This is a genomic window from Streptomyces vastus (genome assembly GCF_039532825.1).
Lineage (GTDB): Bacteria > Actinomycetota > Actinomycetes > Streptomycetales > Streptomycetaceae > Streptomyces > Streptomyces vastus.
On the sequence record NZ_BAAASJ010000022.1, the window covers coordinates 111294 to 128234 of the forward strand.

Sequence of the window (16941 nt, forward strand, 5' to 3'; positions counted from 1 at the left end):
GCATGACTTGCGCGGTTCGCGGGAGAGGGGCCGCCGCCATCACCCATTCCCTTCCGCAGGCGCCGCGGGCATTCCGGCCAGGCGGCCGAGCGGCGGCGCGAGGACGAGGTGCTGCGCCTCCTCTGCGCTGACCGGCTCGGCGAAGAGATAACCCTGCCCGAGTCGGCAGCCCATGGAGATCAGCGATTCCTGTTGCCGCACGTCCTCCACTCCTTCGGCGATCACGGTGAGGCCGAGTGTGTCGGCGAGATGCGTGATGCCCTCGACCAGGGCGTACTGCTCGGGCGAGCGCCCGAGTTGGTCGATGAACGACTTGTCGATCTTGAGTATCGAGATCGGGAACTCGCGCAGATAGCTCAGCGACGAGTAACCCGTTCCGAAATCGTCAATCGCGAAGCGGACCCCGAGGTCGGTGAGCGAACTCATCTCGGCCAGGATGCGCTCGTCGTTGTACATCAGCACACTCTCGGTCAGTTCCAGTACGAGAGACGACGGTTCGATGCCGGAGAGTTGCAGGGCGCGCCGGACCACGTTGGGGAAGTCTTCGTCCCGGAACTGACGCGGCGACACGTTCACGCTGACGTAAGGTGCGTTGCGGTCCGCCGTCCCGTGGTGCAGCACGGAGTCCTCCCACCGGACAGCTTCGGCCGCGGCCTGATCAAGCACCCAGGCTCCGAGCGGGACGATCTGTCCGCTCTCCTCGGCCAGCCTGATGAACTGCTCCGGCAGCACCATGCCGCGCGTGGAGTGGGGCCAGCGCACGAGCGCCTCGAAGCCGACGATCCGCCCGCTGGTCAGCTCCACGATGGGCTGGTAGAGCACCATGAACGACGTCTCGATCGACGAACTGTCCAGGCCCTCCTGCAACTTGGCCCGCTCGGCCATGCCGCTCTGCAGCTCCGGGTGGTAGTGGCGCCACTGGCGCTTGCCCGCCGTCTTCGCCGCGTACAGGGCGAGATCGGCGTGTGTCAGCAGTTCGACCGAGTCGATGCTGTCCTCCGTCGTCGCGACGCCGACACTGGCGTATGTGCTCACCGGCCCCACACTGAGCCGGAACGGCTCGGCGAACACGGTCATCACGTGTTCGGTGAACCGCTCCACGCCCGCCGTCGAGACGGAACCCTCCACCAGGAGGGCGAACTCGTCGCCGCCGATGCGCGCGGCGGTGTCGGAGGCACGGACGGTCGTCTGCAGCCGGAGTGACAACGCGACCAGGAGTTCGTCGCCCACACCGTGGCCGTGTATGTCGTTGACGACCTTGAAGTCGTCCACGTCGACGAAGAGCACGCCGACCACCGTGCCCTCGCGCTGAGCCTGCACCAGGGCGTGGTTGACGCGCTCCTGGAAGAGCAGGCGGTTGGCCAGGCCGGTGAGCGAGTCATGGAACGCCTGGTGGGTCAGTTCGCGTTCGAGCTTGCGCTGTTCGGTCACGTCCCGCAGGGTGAGCACCACCCCACCGACGGTGGCTTCCTCGCGCAGGTCGCTCCACCTCACCTCGACCTCGATGGTCGCCCGGTCGGTGCGGACCATACGCCAGTGTTCGCGACTGGTCTGGTACTCGCGGCTCCGTATCCGGCCGAGCGTCTCAACCACCTCTCGGCTGTCCTGCGGGGGCACCAGATCGATGAGTTGAGTGCCCTCCAGATTCGGAATGCCCAGCACCTGGTCGGCGGAGGGGCTGGCGTAACGGATCCGGTCGTCGTCGTCGAGGATCAGGATGACGTCCGAGGCGTTCTGCACCAGGGTGCGGAAGTACATCTCGCTGTTGCGCCGGTTGACTTCCTCGGCCAGGGCGACCCTCGCCACGGCAAGTGCCGCCTGTGCGGCGAGAGTCGCCAGTGTGTCGCGGAACACGAGCAGGTCGTGCTCGTCCCCGGCCACGATCAGTGCCCCGATCAGTGAATCGCCAGAGGGGTGATCCTGTGAGATGAGCGGGCAGACCAGCGCGTGGCCGGTGCGGGTCGGCTCCTCGTCCGGGCCCGTGAGGCGGGCGGCAAGATCGGGCCCCGTACCGTCGAGGGTCACCAGGCGGTTCTCGCCGGACGCGATCAGTTCCCGTACGGCTGCGGTCACCGGCGCGGGCAGCGGCCCGGATACGTCGCCGTGTGCCCCGTTCACCCAGAGCGTGTTGTCCGGCACGGTGAGCAGCGCCGAACGCGGTGGGCCGTGTGACATCAGCTGCGTGACCGCGGAGTGGACGGCGGCGGCCACATCCCGCAGATCGCCCGCTCCGCCCAGCGACGACACCGCGTTGCGCAGCACCTTCTCCCGGCTGACCGCCCGCCGGTGGGTCGCCACCACGCCCGCCAGGCGGTAGAGCACGAGGAGGAAGAGCACGGCGGAGAACACTCCGATGACGCCGACGTTGGACTCCACGCCGCGTACCGCCTCCGTCAGGAGGATGGTCGGCGCGATCAACGACGCCAGGGTGAGCAGGCTCAGGTGGCCCGTGCCGGTCTCTGCGCGCCACGCCACCGGCCGGGTCAGCGAGCCCATGGACGGATCGAGTGCGGCGGCCGCCCAGGCGCCGTACAGGACGGCCCAGCCGAGATCGACCACGGTACCCGTGCGCCAGGTCCCGTTCAGTTGAATGAGGCCGTAAGCCACGTCGGCGGTGAGCAGGCCGACGGTGCCCGCGGTGAGCAGCATGAGCGAGCGGCTCTTGCCACCACGGCCGACGAGCAGGCGCAGCAGCATCGCCAGTACGAGGATGTCGCCGAGCGGATAGGCGATGGAGAACGCCTTCTGCACCCAGGTGAGACCCTCGACGCGGGCGTACGGATCGATGAGGAACAGCCACGACAGCAGCGCCAGGCCGACCGTCAGCGTCAACGCGTCGACGAGGCTCGCGCGGTCGCGCCAACTCGTGCGCCAGTGCACGAAGCCCAGCAGCCCGGCCGCATAGAGCGGATAAGCCGCGAGATAGAAGCCGTCGGCGATCGACGGGAACGGGATCGCCTCGTCGAGCAACTCGATAAGGATGATCTGGGTGGCCTGGCCCGCGGCGAAGGCGAAGTTTCCCGCGGCGAGCAACAGCCAAGGAAGTCGATGTGCGGGGCGGTTGAGAAGGACTCCCAGGACAATACCGATGACGCCGGTCGCCCCAATGGCGACGAAGATCAGCCGCTCTTCCGGGAATATGTAGTAGAAGGCGGTCAGCACGATGATGCATGTGCTGACCGCAGCCATCGCAGCCGGGCTTCGCAGTCGCAAGTTCATCCCAACTAACCTCCTGGGAAGGCTACTTGTCGGGCGGACCGAGCTGGGCGAAAGGCACCGGCCGACGGCGGAGAAGCCCGTGGGATCGGGCTGAAGAAGGAGAGTTCTCCAGGGCCGGGAATCGGCCCCGGTCGCCTGTGAACACGATCGCTGCTATACGCGGTCGATAAGCGGTTGCCGGTATATGCCGGTATGCGGGCTCCTTCTCGCCGAGACATCGACTTCTCCCATCAAGCTAACTCGACTCGCCATTTCCCGCACATGCAGGGAGAGATACCGCGTCGCGTCGCGGGATACCGGGCCATGCGTGAAAATGCAGTACAAGGAGGACGCAGTAACCGGACCGGATCCGCCCCGCGACGATCGGCTCCTGACGGAACGTGGAGTCCCATGCTCTCCGATTACCGCCGGATCTTCTCTCCTGCGGGCAGTCTGCTCTTCTCCGCCGCGGGCTTCGTTTCACGCCTTCCGATGTCGATGATCGGCGTCGGCATCGTCACCATGCTGTCGCAACTCGGCGGTGAGTACTGGCTCGCCGGCTCGGTCTCCGCCACTCAAGCGATCGCCGCCGCGGCGATCGCACCGCAGATCTCCCGGCTGATCGACCGTCACGGCCAGCGCCGGGTCGTCCTCCCCGCGATGGCCGTGACGGTCGCCGCCATCTGTGCGCTGCTGCTGTGCGCCCGGTATGCCGCCCCGGAATGGACGCTGTACGTCACGGCGGCGGTAGCGGGCTGCATGCCCAGCATGGCCGCGCTCGTCAGATCTCGCTGGGCAGAGGTCCACCGGGAGTCGCCGCGGCTGCTGCACACCGCGTACTCGCTGGAGACGGTGCTCGAAGAGGCAATCTACGTCGTCGGCCCAGTCCTGGCGATCACGCTGTCGACCAGCGTCTTCGCCGAGGCAGGACCGCTGGCGGCCGCGATCCTGCTCGCCGTCGGCGTCCTGCTGTTCGCCGCCCAGCGGCGTACGGAACCGCCGGTGCGCCCCGGGCCGCGAGGCGCTGGGGGCTCCGCGCTGCGCATCCCGGGGCTCGGCCTGTTGGTGCTGACGGTGACGTCGGTGGGCGCGTCCTACGGTTCGGTGGAGGTCGTGACGGTGGCGTACGCCGACGCACACCACCACAAGGCGCTCTCCGGCCTGCTGCTGGGCGTGTACGCGCTCGGCTCGGGCCTGGCGGGCGCAGTCTTCGGCGCGATTAGGCCACGGGGGGCGATCGCGCGGCGGTTGCTGGTCAGCCTCTGGGCGATGGCGGTGACGATGGCACCGCTGTTGTCTGCGCCGGGTCTCGCGGCGCTGGCGGGGCTGCTCTTCGTGGCGGGCATGTCCGTCGCGCCGACCTTGATCACCACGATGGGGCTGGTGGGCCACCTGGCGCCGCCCGCCCAGTTCACCGAGAGCATCACCTGGGTCGTCTCAGGCCTCTCCGTCGGGGTGGCGCTCGGCTATGCCGCGTCCGGGTGGTTGGTCGACGCGGCCGGGGCCTCGGCGGGCTACTGGGTGCCATGCGCGGCGGCCGTGCTCGCCGCCTCGACGGTCTCCCTCGCCCTGCCACGGCTGACCCGCGCCGACGCGCAGTGAGCGCGGCCAGGCCCCGCAGTGCGTGGTTGGGCGCCAGGGTCAGCCGATGCGGAACCCACGATGCACTCCCACAGACAGGAGGTTCCGGCACGGCAACTGCTTGCTGCGTACTGCGGCTGCAGTACCAGGCCTTGCCCCCGGCTCACGCCAGGAGGTTCCGGTACAGCGCCGCGTACCCCGACCTGAACCGCGCCGGACCGAAGCGCTCCTCGACCGTGGCGCGGCCATGCTCCGCGAGCTTCTCCCACCACCAGGGCCGGTCCAGGAGCTGGAGCAGCAGATGGCCGGCGCGATGGGCGTCTGCGGCGGGGGCACGCACGACGGCGTCGTTCAGCGGAGCGAACTGGGGGAGGTTGCTGAGGATGGCGGGACGTCCGGTCGCGAGCGCTTTGAGGACGGTGAAGGGCACGTCCGGCCGGCCGCCGAGGGTTCGCGGGAGATGCAGCACGATGTCCGAGACGGCCAGCAGCCGGGGCAGGTCCTCGACGCTGCCGAGCACCTCGGTGGCGTGCAGTCCCTCCTGAGTCGCGCGGTCGCGCAGCGCCTGCTCGAGAGGGCCGACCCGCTGTCCGGGGCGGCCCTGGACGGCGAGGATCAGCTGGAAGCGGGCTCCCGCGCGGGCGGCGACCGCCGCCGCGGCGATGGCCTCGTACGCACCGCCGCCCGGGTCGTGATGGCCCGTGGCCAGGACGATCGGCGGATCCCTGACCGACCGGGGCCGCACCTGCCACTCTTCCGGCTCGATCATGGGACCGATGACCGGCACCTTGCCGAAACCCGCCGCGCCGAGCGCCCGGGCGGTCACCTCGGACAGCGCCACGGTGGGGCCGAGCGGCCGGGACCGTGCGAGCAGCACGGGATCCGAGACGCCGGGGACGGTGTGCAGGACCGGCCGCCCGTGGAGCAGCGGAGGCCACAGCCGGGAGAAGGCGGGGAAGCCGGGGCCGATGGTCAGCACGGCGTGCACGAGATCGGCCCGCCGCGCCAACCGGGCGCCGACCGCCGCCACGTGGAGTCGTTCCGACAGGCCGGGAGCGCCGTTCCTCGACACCTTCGGCACCGAGCGTCCGCGCCAGGAGCCGGTCGGTCCGTTCCCCCCGCGACGGAACCAGAAGTGGTCCACCTCCGGCATGGCGTGGGCGAGGCTCAGCGCCAGCTCGGCCTCGGCATCGTCCCCGGCATCGAGAGGGCCACTGGTGAGGAGCAGTACGCGGGGTCTGCGGGCGTCAGCTGCCATGGCAGCCTCCCGCGGATGATGTCTCCTGGTCGCCCGCTCCGTCTTCCGGGCAGCTCCCTCGGCGATCTCCGACCGTGCGGGAGGAGGCCGTACGCGAACGCCTGGGCCGCCGAGCCGTCCGGGCCCGGCACGGCGCCGCCCGGCGCGCCTGGGCGCGGGCGATGCGGTCCGAGGCACGACGGAGCGGGTGGACACCGCGAGGGGAACTGGGGCGCCGCGAGCCGTGGGCGGCAGGCCGGTCCGTCGCACGCCGTAGCGGGTGCGAGGCCATATGTGCCGGAAGCCGGCTCGCCAATCGGGACATCGGTACGTCCTGCCGAAGGAACTGAATGCCCTGCTATCCCACCCTTAACGCAGGGCACGGGGTGAGTCAAAGAAAAGGTTTTCTTTCGATCTTTTTCGCTTCTGCTTACCCTCTCCTAGAATTCTTGTCATGGCAGGGCGAATCGAGGACTACGCTCTCATCGGAGATCTTGAGACGGCCGCTCTGGTCGGCAGGGACGGGGCGATCGACTGGATGTGCCTGCCGCGATTCGATTCCCCCGCCTGTTTCGCCGCGCTTCTCGGCGGTGAGAAAAACGGCCGGTGGCGGATCGCCCCGGCCGGCGGCGCATCCCGGCTGTGCGACCACCGGGCCTACCGCGGTGACACGCTGGTCCTGGAAACGGTCTGGCAGACGGCGGACGGTGCCGTGCGCGTGACCGACTTCATGCCTCCCCGCCAGGGAGTTCCCCGTCTCGTGCGCCTGGTGGAAGGGCTGGCGGGCCGGGTCGAGATGCGCGGGGAACTACGGTTGCGGTTCCTCAACGGGCGTGTGGTGCCATGGATCCGGGGTGTCGACCCGCGCACGGTGGCCGCGGTCGCCGGACCGGACTCCGTCATTCTGCGATGCGACGGAATTCCGCAATCCGGCGACGATGAAATGTGCTTCTCCGTCAGTGATTCCTGTATTCGCTCGCAGTTCACGCTCTCGGCCGGACAGCGAAGGGCATTCGTCCTCGACTGGAGCCCCTCACACATGCCGCAGAATCCGCGCGGGGACACCACCGAACTCCTGGCCGAGACACAGGGATTCTGGCAACAGTGGGCGGCGAAGTGCACTTATCAAGGGCCTTGGCGGGAAGTGGTGCTCCGGTCCCTCATCACACTCAAGGCACTGATCTACGCGCCCACCGGAGGAATGGTGGCCGCCGTCACCACCTCACTGCCCGAGTGCCTCGGTGGAGAACGGAATTGGGACTACCGCTTCTGCTGGCTCCGTGACTCCACCTTCACGCTGTCCTGCCTCCTGCGCACCGGCTACCGCGACGAGGCCGTCGCCTGGCGGAACTGGCTGGTCCGTGCCGTGGCCGGCGAACCCGACGACCTCCAGCCGATGTACGGGGTGTCAGGCCAGCGGAGGCTGCCCGAGAAGCCGGCCGGCTGGCTCGAAGGATACGAGGGCTCCCGCCCCGTCCGCTTCGGCAACGCCGCCGCCGACCAGCTCCAACTCGACGTCTACGGCGAGGTGCTCAACACCGTGTACTCCGCGGTGCGCGCGGGCATACCCATCGACCACCACATGTGGAGCGTCGTCGCCTCGCTCATGGGCCACCTGGAGCGGCACTGGCGGGAGCCCGACGTGGGACTGTGGGAAGTACGCGGCCCGCCACGGCACTTCGTGCACTCCCGGATCATGTCGTGGGTCGCCGCGGACCGGGCGCTGCGGATGGCGCGGATCGCAGGCCTGCGCAGCTCGGCGGAGCGCTGGCGGGGGATGCGCCAGGCGATCCACGACGAGGTGTGCCGCGAGGGCTGGGACGCCGAGCAGGACAGCTTCGTGCAGTCGTACGGCTCGAGTCGCATCGACGCGTCCGCACTGCTGCTGCCCAGGCTCGGCTTCCTGCCTCCGGACGACCCCCGGGTCCACGGCACGCTGTCGGCGGTGGCCCGCACGCTCGACGACCACGGCTTCCTGCGGCGCTACGCCGACGGCGGCCCTGAAGGGGCCTTCCTCGTCTGCTCCTTGTGGTTCGCCGACGCCCTCAGGGCGATCGGCCGCCGTGAGGAGGCGGACGCCGTGTTCGAGCGCGTACTGGACACCCGCAACGACGTCGGCCTCCTCTCGGAGGAGTGGGACCCGGTCGCCCACCGCCAACTCGGCAACACCCCACAGGCGTTCAGCCACGTCGGCCTCGTCAACACCGCCTTCGCCCTGCACGGCACGCGCGACGCGGCGCGGCGCTAGCGCGGCTGGTGCGGGGATTGGAAGAAAGCGGCCTGGTTCTTGCCTGCGGTCTTGGCTCTGTACAGGGCGATGTCGGCGTCCCGCAGCGCTTCCGTGGGCGCGGTCGGCCTGGTGATGCTGCGGAATCGGCGGAACACCGGCCGAGAACGGAATCCAGGCGCTCTTGGAGCAGCGCTCGGTTGGCCAGACCCGTCAACGGGTCGTGGGTCGCCTGATGGGTCAGCCGTTTTTGGAGATCTGTCTGTTCCCGCAGTGAGGCGGCGAGTGCAATGGCCCTGCCATGGGCGTACTGAGCCAGGAACGCGACGCGCACCAGCAGCAGTGACAGGCCGGCCATCATGCTCACGATCACTGTGACGTTCACGGACTGGGCCCGGATGCCGCCGACATTGGCCAGCACGATGAGCGGCCCCATCAGGATGAGCGCGATCAGGATCGACATGCGCCGCCGGGGCAGCCTCTCCTGGTTTTCCGCCGGGAGTGCGAGATGGGCAACGGACGAGTGCAGTGCCGCGGCTCCCAACAGGAGACAGCAGCAGCAGGTCGGTGGCGGGATAGGCGATGGTGATGGCGAGCGGCCATGCGGACAGCTCGCCCCTCGTGACCGCGCACCGATCCGGTGGCAAGGGACCGTCGTACGCCGCAGTGGCGGATAATCGCGGCATGCGGATCTCGGCGAAGGCGGACTATGCGGTACGGGCGGCGTTGGAGCTGGCTGCGGCAGGTGAGGACACGTCGGTGAAGGCCGAGGCGATCGCCCTGGCGCAGGGCATCCCGCACAAGTTCCTGGAGGGCATTCTGGGCGACCTGCGCCGGGGCGGCCTCGTGGTCAGTCAGCGGGGCGGGAAAGGCGGTTACCGGCTGGCCCGCCCGGCGGACTCGATCGCCATCGCGGACGTGATCCGGGTGGCGGACGGACCGCTGGTGTCGGTACGGGGCGTGCGCCCGCCCGAGCTCTCCTACTGCGGCCCCGCGGAATCCCTGCTGCCGCTGTGGATCGCGGTACGCGCCAACGTCCGGAAGATCCTCGGCGAGGTCACCCTGGCGGATGTGGCCGCGGCCAAGCTGCCCGAGGAGGTCGTGGGCCTTGCCGAGGACCCCGGGGCCTGGACGAATCCCTAGACCGTATGAGGCGTGCAAACCGCACGGCGCGGGGCCCGGGGGTGGCACCGACAGCATCTGCACGGTCCCGCCCCCCTGTGAGCTGGTTCTCTACGCCGACGCCCCGCGTCGCTGCTGCGCCGCGCGGCATCCGGACGCGGGCGGGTGTCCCACTACGCGCGCCTGGCGTTCGGTGACCGTACGGCGGCGGTGGTCGGCTGGGGCTTCTGCCTCGCGGTGCCCCCGTTCTCGCCGCCGACCGGCTGCGCGGCGCCGGCGGCCGGGTGGTCATGAAGGGCCACTGGCCGAGCCGCGACGGAGTGTTCCTTCTGGCCCTGGCGCAGCCAATTCCGCGACAACGGCGGCTGTTTGAGCCTCGGCGCGGACACGGGACACTCCTGTCCGGCTTCCGGTCTCACTTCTCGTCTGGCTTTCGAGAAGCCCTGTCAGTCCGCTCCGATGACATGATCCACCTCGCTGTGACCGCCCTGATGGCCCGCCGCCTCACCGGCGAAGCCACCACAGAGCGGGTCCGTAGCTCAGTGGCCGACGTCGTGGTCGCCCGCTTCGACGAGGCCGCTTTCGTATGCGCAGATCACGATCTGGATGCGGTCGCGCAGCCCGAGTTTGGTGAGGATGCTCGACACATGCGATTTGACGGTGGCGGCACCGATGACGAGCTGCTCGGCGATTTCCGCGTTGCTCGCGCCCCGTGCGACGGCGGTCATGATCTCGCGTTCGCGGCCCGTGAGCCGTTCCAGACGGGCCGCGACGGCGGTGTTGACGATACGGCGCTGCGTGAACCGGTCGATGAAGCGCCGGGTGATCGAGGGGGCCAGCAGCGTCCCGCCTTCGGCCACGGTACGTACGGCGGCGGCAAGTTGTTCGGGGGGAATGTCCTTCAGTACGAAGGCACTGGCGCCGGAGCGCAGCGCCTCGTAGACGTACTCGTCCGGGTCGAACGTGGTCAGGATCAGTACCCGTGGGTTCCAGTCGGCCTCCTCCAGGATCCGGGAGGTCGCTTCGAGGCCGTCCATCTCGGGCATGCGGATGTCCATGAGGATCACGTCCGGTCGGTGCCGGCGTGCCGCCTCGACCGCCTGGAGGCCGGTGCCCGCCTCGGCCACGACCTCGATGTCGTGGTGGACCCTGAGAATCATGGTGAAGCCCCGCCGTACCAGTGCCTGGTCGTCGGCAACGACGACGCGGATGCTCACGTGGGCTCCCCCTTGACGGGCAGATGGGCGGTGAGGCGGAATCCGCCGCCGGGACGCGGTTGGGCGTCGAGGCTTCCGCCGAGCAGGTGGGCTCTTTCCCGCATGCCGACGATGCCGTGGCCGGGCGGGCCCTTGTGTGCGGCCGGCATGGCCTGGACGGTGGCGCCGTGGCCGTCGTCGAGCACCTCGATGGTGAGGCCGTCGCTTTCGTCGCGCAGGTGCACGTGGGTGTGCGTGCGCGGTCCGCTGTGCTTGAGCACGTTGGTCAGGGCCTCCTGGACGATGCGGTACGCCGAGAGATCGACGCGGGCCGGGAGAGGGTCCCGGATGCTGTTGGTGACCGAGACGTCCAGGCCCGCCTCGCGAACCTCGGCCACGAGCCGGGGCAGATCGCCCAGACCCGGCTGGGGCCCCAGACCGTCGCGCTCGGAGTCCGGCCGCAACACCCCCAGCAGGTGGCGCAGTTCGTCCAGCGCCTGGCGTCCCGCCTCCTCCACCGCCGCCATCGCCTCCAGCGCGCCCTGGGGATCCTCGGCGGCCACCATCCGGGCCGCACCGGCCTGCACCGTCATCATGCTCACCCGGTGGGCGACCACGTCGTGCAGTTCACGGGCGATGTGGGTGCGCTCCTCGGTCACGATCCGCCGGGCCTCGGCGGCCTGTTCTCGGAGCAGCCGGGCGGCACGCCCGGCGCGAAGCCGCAGGCGCCGGCCGAGGTACCAGGCCCCGGACATGACGAGGGCGCCGAAGACGATGTCCCCCCAGGAGACGGAAAGCAGGAGCCGTCGATCGTGAGCCCGGCGATGGCCGCGACGACGCCGAGAGGGCCCCACCGGTTGTCGTCGGCGTGCCGCCCGACGCTGTACAGCGCGACGATCACCATCGCGCCCAGGGTGGAGTGGCTGCTTCCCAGCGTCCCGGCCCACGCGACGAGCACCACGCACAGCACCGCGAGCGGCCTGCTCCGACGCCGGTAGAGCGCCGCGCCGGCCACCAGGAAGAGCGGGAGGGCGGGATGGAGGATGCCCGTGACCGGGCGGACGACCATCGTGTCCCCCGGAGCTTCCTGAAGGAGCATCGTCGGCAGGAACATCGCCACCGCGAGGACAGCGTCCGCGCCCCGCGGCCAGCGCGTGAACGGACCGCGGAACCTGCCCGGCACGCTGCGGCCCGGCGTCTCGGCATGCGGCGCCCTGCGATTCATCGTCGCTCCATCAAGAGGCGTCCGGTGCCCTGGTGCACGGTGCAGGTCATCGGGACGCACCGGGCACGTCATCGTAATTCCGGCTCCCAGGCACCGTCACCCGCCTGTGGACGGATCCGGTCCTCCGCCGCCGGCAGGAGGCGCCCCACGGTTCTCCCCGCCGCGCGCGGGAGGACCGAGCCCGCCGTGCGGCGGGAGACGGCACCGGTGCCGTCTCCCACGATGGGACTGCTCACTCCTGCTGCCGCCGCACACCGATCAGTTGTGGCCGATCGGCAGCCGACCACGGGAGCCCAGCCGGCAGTTGTGGCCGGTCGGTAGCCAACCATGGGAGCCGGTCCGGCAGTTGTGGCCGGTCGGCAACCCCACCACAGGAGCTCAGCCGACACGTGCCGTCAGCCGGCACCCGTACCTCAGGAGCCACCATCATGAACCACGTCACGCGCCGCATCGGCGACGCGAGCGCTCGCCGACCGTGGATGACCATCGCCTCCTGGCTGGCCGCCCTGGCCCTCGTGCTGCCTCTAGCAGGCCTGGCCGGCGGCTCGTTCGTCGACGACCTCGTCGCTCCCGGCAGCCAGAGCGAGGAGGCGATGGAACTGCTCGAAGAGCGCTTCCCCGAAGCCTCCGGCGGCAACGCCATGGCAGTGTTCGCCGCGCCGGAAGGGGAGAGGCTCGACCGCCACCGGCCTGCCATCGAGGCGGCGGTCGCCCGGATCGCCAAGATGGAGCACATCGCCACGGTCACCGATCCCTTCACCGCCGGCACACTCTCGCCCGACGGACGGATCGGCTTCGCCCAAGTCGCCTTCGACGTACCGACGATGGAGGTGAGTCCCGAGCAGATCGATGCCCTGAGCGGCGCGATCGAACCCGTACGCGGCGACGGTGTCGTCGCCGAACTCGGCGGCGACACCGTCTTCATCAATGCCGAGACGCCGACATCGGGCGCGGAAGCGGCGGGTCTGCTGGCCGCCCTGGTCATCCTGGTGGTCGCGTTCGGCACGATCGTGGCCGCACTGGTCCCGATCGCGCTCGCCCTCGTCGCCGTCGCCGCCGGACTTGCCGGCATCACGCTGCTGGCCCATACGATGGACGTCTCCACCGCCGCCCCCACGATCGGCGCGATGATCGGCCTGGGCGTCGGCATCGACTACGCCCTGTTCATCATGGCCCGCTACCGCGAGAACCGCGCCGCCGGCCAGGACAACTCCACCGCGCTGTCGAACGCCATGGGATCGTCCGGCGCGGCCGTCCTGCTCGCCGGCGGAACCGTCGTCGTGGCGATGACCGCTCTCGCACTGACCGGCCTGGGCTTTCTGACCTCGATCGGTCTGAGCACCTCGCTGGTCGTACTGTTCGCCATGGCGACCGCCCTGACGCTGCTGCCCGCACTGCTGTCCCTGCTGGGCGACCGCATCCACAAGGGGCGGCGCCGGGGCTCCCGTTGGCGCCGGGTGAAGAGCCGCGAGTCCTACGAGAACCCCGACGACCCCGAGAACGTCAAGAACCCGGAGAACACGGCATGGTGGCGATTCGCCCACCGCGTCTCCGGCCGGCCGTGGCCGTACCTGCTCGCCGCGTCGGCGGCGTTGCTGGTGCTGGCGCTCCCGGCGCTGCGCATGGACACGGGCTTTCCCGACGCGGGTAACGACGCGACCAGTACCACGCACCGCCGTGCCTACGACCTGCTGGCGGAGGGCTTCGGCCCCGGCTTCAACGCCCCGCTGCTGATCGTCGCCGACCTGCGCAGCCCCGGCGTGGACGCCGGGGGAATCCCCGAGCTGTCCCGCCGCCTCGCCGACGATCCCGGCATCGCGTCGGTCGGCGAGCCCCGGATGTCCGCGGCGGGGGACACCGTCGTACTGCCCACGCTCCCCACCACCGCCCCTGCGGACGCCGAGACCTCCCACACCCTCGAACGCATCCGCGACGTTGTCCCCGACAACGTCGCCGTGTCGGGCCTGACCGCCATGACCGACGACCTCACCCGCCAACTCGCCGACACGCTCCCGGTCTTCATTGCCGCGATCATCGTGGTGTCGTTCCTGCTGCTGATGCTGGTGTTCCGCTCCATCGTGGTACCGCTGAAGGCTGCCGTGATGAACCTGCTGTCCATCGGCGGCGCGTACGGCGTCGTGGTGGCCGTCTTCCAATGGGGCTGGTTCGGAGAGATGCTCAACCTCGACGAAACCCTGCCGATCGCCTCACCCCTGCCGACGATCTTCTTCGCGGTCCTCTTCGGCCTGTCCATGGACTACGAGGTGTTCCTGCTCTCGCGCGTCCGCGAAGAGTACGACGCCACGGGTGACACCAAGGAGTCGGTGGCTCGCGGCATGGCGGTCACGGGCCGCGTCATCACCTCCGCCGCACTGATCATGACGGTGGTCTTCCTCAGCTTCGTCGCCAACCCCTCACCGCTCGTCAAGATGATGGGCCTGGGTCTGGCGACGGCCATCGTGCTCGACGCCACGATCGTCCGGATGGTGCTCGTACCCGCGGCCATGGCGTTGCTGGGACGCGCCACCTGGTGGCTGCCCGGTCCCCTCGACCGCCGACTGCCCCGCATCCGTACGGAGGGCGCAGCCGCCCCACCCCCGTCCGAACCCGCGTTCGCCCCCAACCGTCAGTGACAGGGAGCCCCCGCGGTCGGCTGTCTGCTCGGTCGGCTCCAGCCCTGGAATCGGCGTCGATGGGCACGGTGACCGGACCGTCGTTGACGGCTACGTTGCGGACTGGCAACCGAGTTGGACGGCGAAGCGGGCGTGAAGGGGCGAGGGATGAAACGGCTGTGGGGGGTCGGCGTGGCGGTGGCCACGGGGGCGGCGGCACTGCTGCTCGCGGGATGCAGCGCCCCGACGGATTACAGCGAGGTCGTCACGTTCACCGACGAGCACGGCCGCGCCTGCACCGCGGCGGTGGTCGTCGACCAGTCATACGCCCGCACTCCCGGCCTGGTCGTCGACGAGCGAGCGCCCGGTCCGGCTCAGTGCGCGCCCCGGCGTGGCGCCGACCCCTCTGTGCCCAGTGCCCCCATCGAGGTGGTCCGGGTGCTGCTCGCCGCCTGCGAGACCGACGGGGCGGCCTGACCGCTTCGCGCGGGGGAACCTCGTCTGCCCTCACACCCTGCACCCTCACGCCAGGCGCGGCGTCACCCCGGCGCCTCGGTGACCGTGGGGAGTGTGAGGACGCCGTCGCCGAAGTCCACGACCGTACGGGTCGCGTCGGCCCAGCGGACGGTGACGGTCAGGTCTTTCACCTCGGCGGTGGCCTGCCCGGCGAGCGGGGCGGGGTCGCCTTCGCCGGTGAGGGAGGCGAGCGCGGCGAACACTGTACCGGCCGGGTCCTCGCCGACCGTTCCGGTGAGTTCGGGGACGAGGGCCCAGGGCCCGTATGCCGTGCCCTGCGGGGCGCGGACGGTGCGTTGCGTCTGCCAGCCGTGCAGGCAGAGCAGTTGGCTGGTCACCTCCGGTCCGCCGAGACGCATCTCCTTGATCGGTTCGGCTTCTGTTTCGGCGGCCGACTCCGGCGAAAGGGCGACGGCCCAGCCGGTGTGGTGGATCGGCGTCCCGGCCGGTACGCCGACGGTGCGGTGGACGCGCAGTTCGAGCCTGCCGCGTGCCAGCGTCAGGCTCTCGATGCGGGCCGAGGGCAGGACCGGGCCGTCCTCGGGGAAGACCGGCCGGTGCCAGGAGGCAAGCCAGTCGGGGCCCGCCGCAAGGAGATTGATGCGGATACGAGCACTGCGGGTGCCGCGGGCTGTCAGGGCGATGTGGTTGTCGGGGGTGTTGGCCGCGCTGGTCGGGCCGGTACGGGTGGAGTACGCGAGGCGGGCGTACAGCGGGTTGCCGGGGGCCCGCTCCGGCTCCCGCGAGTCCAGCTTGTAGCTGCCGTGGTTGTGCAGGCGCGCGAGACCGTCCCGGCCTGTGGTCTGGATGAGCAGTCCCGGGGCAGGCAACGCGAGTACACGGTCACGGCCTTCGGAGGGCGCGCTCTCCTCGGTGGCCGTCCACACCGGATCCTCGGGCGGGAGGAGCAGGGCGAGAAAGCCTTTGGAGGCCCAGTACGGGGAACCGGGCCCCGAGTAGCGCTGGAGCGTTGCCTCGTGCGGCCCGTACCAGCCGAGGCTGAGGACGCCGTCCGCGGTGAGCGCGCCGCGGTCGAGGAAGTGGCGCAGCGCCCCGCTGAGGATGCGGCGGGTGACGCCGGGGGCGAGTGGCGTCACGCCGGTGAGGGCGCCGAGGGCCACGGCGGCGACCGCGGCGAAACGGTAGGTCAGGGAGCGGCCATGGTGGATGGGGGCGCCGTTCGCGTCGAAGAGCAGGGCGAAGCCTTCGAGGAACTCCCGCAGCCGCGGGCCGAGTTGGTCGAACAGTACCCGGTCGCCGGCGAGGTGGGCATGCAGGAGCGGGTACATGTGCAGGGCCCAGCCGTTGTAGTGGTCGAAGGACCTGCCGTCGCCGTCGGAGTACCAGCCCTGCCCCTGGTACCAGCCGTCCAGCAGGCCGAGCCCGCGCTCGATCGCGCCGCGCGTCTCGGCGTCGCCCCGCCCGGCGGACTCCAGGAAGCCCGCGACGGTCAGCGGGAAGAGGTACCAGTTGTTGGGGGCGGGCGTGTGCCTCAGCGCGCCGCGCAGCCACTGCTCGACGCGGTCCTGGTCGTCGGCGGGCAGTGTGTCCCAGGTCCACGGCGCGGTCAGCCGCAGGGCCAGCGCCACGGAGGCGGACTCCACCATGGGCTGGCCCTGGATGTTGTGGTGGCCGATCTCCGGCCAGGACTCGGCGTCACCGCGGCCGGGAGTGCGGGTGCCACGCGCGAGGCCCGCGGTGTAGCGCTCCAGGAAGCCGTGCGGGTCCTTGCCGGACGCTCCGGCCGTACGGAACGCCGCCAGTAGGAACGTACGGGCGAACCCCTCCAGACCGTCCGAGCGCACCCCGGACTTGGAGGGCGGGCCGGGCAGGTCGATCAGGGCCTGGCCCGGGGTGGCGTAGCGGAGGGCGGCCGTGAGCAGTCGGTCGGCGGCGGTTTCCCAGTGGGCGCGGGTGTAGCCGGTGTGCGGGCTGAGGGTGCGGTCCTCTGCGGGGAGTTCGAGGGGGTGGTCGGGCATGGGAGGGGCCACGTCTCCTGTTCGTTCCGGCTTGTTCGGCGTAGGCGA

12 protein-coding genes are annotated in these 16941 nt (G+C 70.3%); 5 read left to right on the plus strand and 7 right to left on the minus strand.

All coding sequences use genetic code 11. The features are described from left to right. Window positions 1-39: 39 nt before the first annotated feature. Complete coding sequence (locus ABD357_RS10280; protein WP_344389172.1) at window positions 40-3219, minus strand: putative bifunctional diguanylate cyclase/phosphodiesterase; 3180 nt, start codon at window positions 3217-3219, stop codon at window positions 40-42. A gap of 390 nt (window positions 3220-3609) precedes the next feature. Here ABD357_RS10280 and ABD357_RS10285 point away from each other — a divergent pair, with 390 nt between their 5' ends. Beyond that, a complete protein-coding gene (locus ABD357_RS10285; RefSeq protein WP_344389174.1) occupies window positions 3610-4800 on the plus strand; it encodes an MFS transporter in 1191 nt (396 codons plus the stop codon). A 142-nt stretch (window positions 4801-4942) separates the two neighbouring features. On the opposite strand, the gene ABD357_RS10290 is transcribed toward ABD357_RS10285, so the two are convergent. Further along, window positions 4943-6037: a glycosyltransferase gene (locus ABD357_RS10290; RefSeq protein WP_344389176.1), complete on the minus strand. Its 1095-nt coding sequence runs from the start codon at window positions 6035-6037 to the stop codon at window positions 4943-4945. 433 nt (window positions 6038-6470) lie between these two features. On the opposite strand from ABD357_RS10290, the gene ABD357_RS10295 reads away from it, so the two are divergent. Then, window positions 6471-8264, plus strand: a complete 1794-nt coding sequence (locus ABD357_RS10295; RefSeq protein WP_344389178.1) for a glycoside hydrolase family 15 protein — start codon at window positions 6471-6473, stop codon at window positions 8262-8264. A gap of 663 nt (window positions 8265-8927) precedes the next feature. Continuing rightward, entirely contained in the window at window positions 8928-9386 is a 459-nt protein-coding gene (locus ABD357_RS10300) for an RrF2 family transcriptional regulator (protein ID WP_344389180.1), read from the plus strand. 152 nt (window positions 9387-9538) lie between these two features. On the opposite strand, the gene ABD357_RS10305 is transcribed toward ABD357_RS10300, so the two are convergent. The 4 genes from ABD357_RS10305 to ABD357_RS10320 form a co-directional block, all read right to left on the minus strand. After that, entirely contained in the window at window positions 9539-9754 is a 216-nt protein-coding gene (locus ABD357_RS10305; protein WP_344389181.1) for a hypothetical protein, read from the minus strand. A gap of 150 nt (window positions 9755-9904) precedes the next feature. Further along, window positions 9905-10582 (minus strand): response regulator transcription factor, encoded by a 678-nt coding sequence (locus tag ABD357_RS10310; protein WP_344389182.1) that lies wholly within the window; start codon window positions 10580-10582, stop codon window positions 9905-9907. Beyond that, a complete protein-coding gene (locus ABD357_RS10315; protein WP_344389183.1) occupies window positions 10579-11316 on the minus strand; it encodes a sensor histidine kinase in 738 nt (245 codons plus the stop codon). The genes ABD357_RS10310 and ABD357_RS10315 overlap by 4 nt, the downstream gene beginning before the upstream one ends. Further along, window positions 11217-11786, minus strand: a complete 570-nt coding sequence (locus ABD357_RS10320) for a hypothetical protein (protein ID WP_344389184.1) — start codon at window positions 11784-11786, stop codon at window positions 11217-11219. Before ABD357_RS10320 ends, ABD357_RS10315 begins: the two co-directional genes overlap by 100 nt. A gap of 428 nt (window positions 11787-12214) precedes the next feature. Here ABD357_RS10320 and ABD357_RS10325 point away from each other — a divergent pair, with 428 nt between their 5' ends. Then, window positions 12215-14419, plus strand: coding sequence for an MMPL family transporter (locus tag ABD357_RS10325; RefSeq protein WP_344389186.1), 2205 nt, complete (start codon window positions 12215-12217; stop codon window positions 14417-14419). 147 nt (window positions 14420-14566) lie between these two features. After that, on the plus strand, window positions 14567-14875 hold the full coding sequence (locus tag ABD357_RS10330; protein ID WP_344389188.1) for a hypothetical protein: 309 nt from the start codon (window positions 14567-14569) through the stop codon (window positions 14873-14875). 62 nt (window positions 14876-14937) lie between these two features. Here the strand turns inward: ABD357_RS10330 and ABD357_RS10335 are convergent, their stop codons facing one another. Then, window positions 14938-16893, minus strand: a complete 1956-nt coding sequence (locus ABD357_RS10335) for a DUF2264 domain-containing protein (protein WP_344389190.1) — start codon at window positions 16891-16893, stop codon at window positions 14938-14940. Window positions 16894-16941 lie beyond the last annotated feature (48 nt).

What these genes read in the sequence shown, in the direction of transcription:
- ABD357_RS10280 (WP_344389172.1), bottom strand. Translation starts at nt 3,219, where the DNA reads ATGAACTTGCGACTGCGAAGCCCGGCTGCGATGGCTGCGGTCAGCACA.
- ABD357_RS10335 (WP_344389190.1), bottom strand. Translation starts at nt 16,893, where the DNA reads ATGCCCGACCACCCCCTCGAACTCCCCGCAGAGGACCGCACCCTCAGC.
- ABD357_RS10290 (WP_344389176.1), bottom strand. Translation starts at nt 6,037, where the DNA reads ATGGCAGCTGACGCCCGCAGACCCCGCGTACTGCTCCTCACCAGTGGC.
- ABD357_RS10325 (WP_344389186.1), top strand. Translation starts at nt 12,215, where the DNA reads ATGAACCACGTCACGCGCCGCATCGGCGACGCGAGCGCTCGCCGACCG.
- ABD357_RS10300 (WP_344389180.1), top strand. Translation starts at nt 8,928, where the DNA reads ATGCGGATCTCGGCGAAGGCGGACTATGCGGTACGGGCGGCGTTGGAG.
- ABD357_RS10285 (WP_344389174.1), top strand. Translation starts at nt 3,610, where the DNA reads ATGCTCTCCGATTACCGCCGGATCTTCTCTCCTGCGGGCAGTCTGCTC.
- ABD357_RS10295 (WP_344389178.1), top strand. Translation starts at nt 6,471, where the DNA reads ATGGCAGGGCGAATCGAGGACTACGCTCTCATCGGAGATCTTGAGACG.
- ABD357_RS10315 (WP_344389183.1), bottom strand. Translation starts at nt 11,316, where the DNA reads ATGTCCGGGGCCTGGTACCTCGGCCGGCGCCTGCGGCTTCGCGCCGGG.
- ABD357_RS10330 (WP_344389188.1), top strand. Translation starts at nt 14,567, where the DNA reads ATGAAACGGCTGTGGGGGGTCGGCGTGGCGGTGGCCACGGGGGCGGCG.
- ABD357_RS10320 (WP_344389184.1), bottom strand. Translation starts at nt 11,786, where the DNA reads ATGAATCGCAGGGCGCCGCATGCCGAGACGCCGGGCCGCAGCGTGCCG.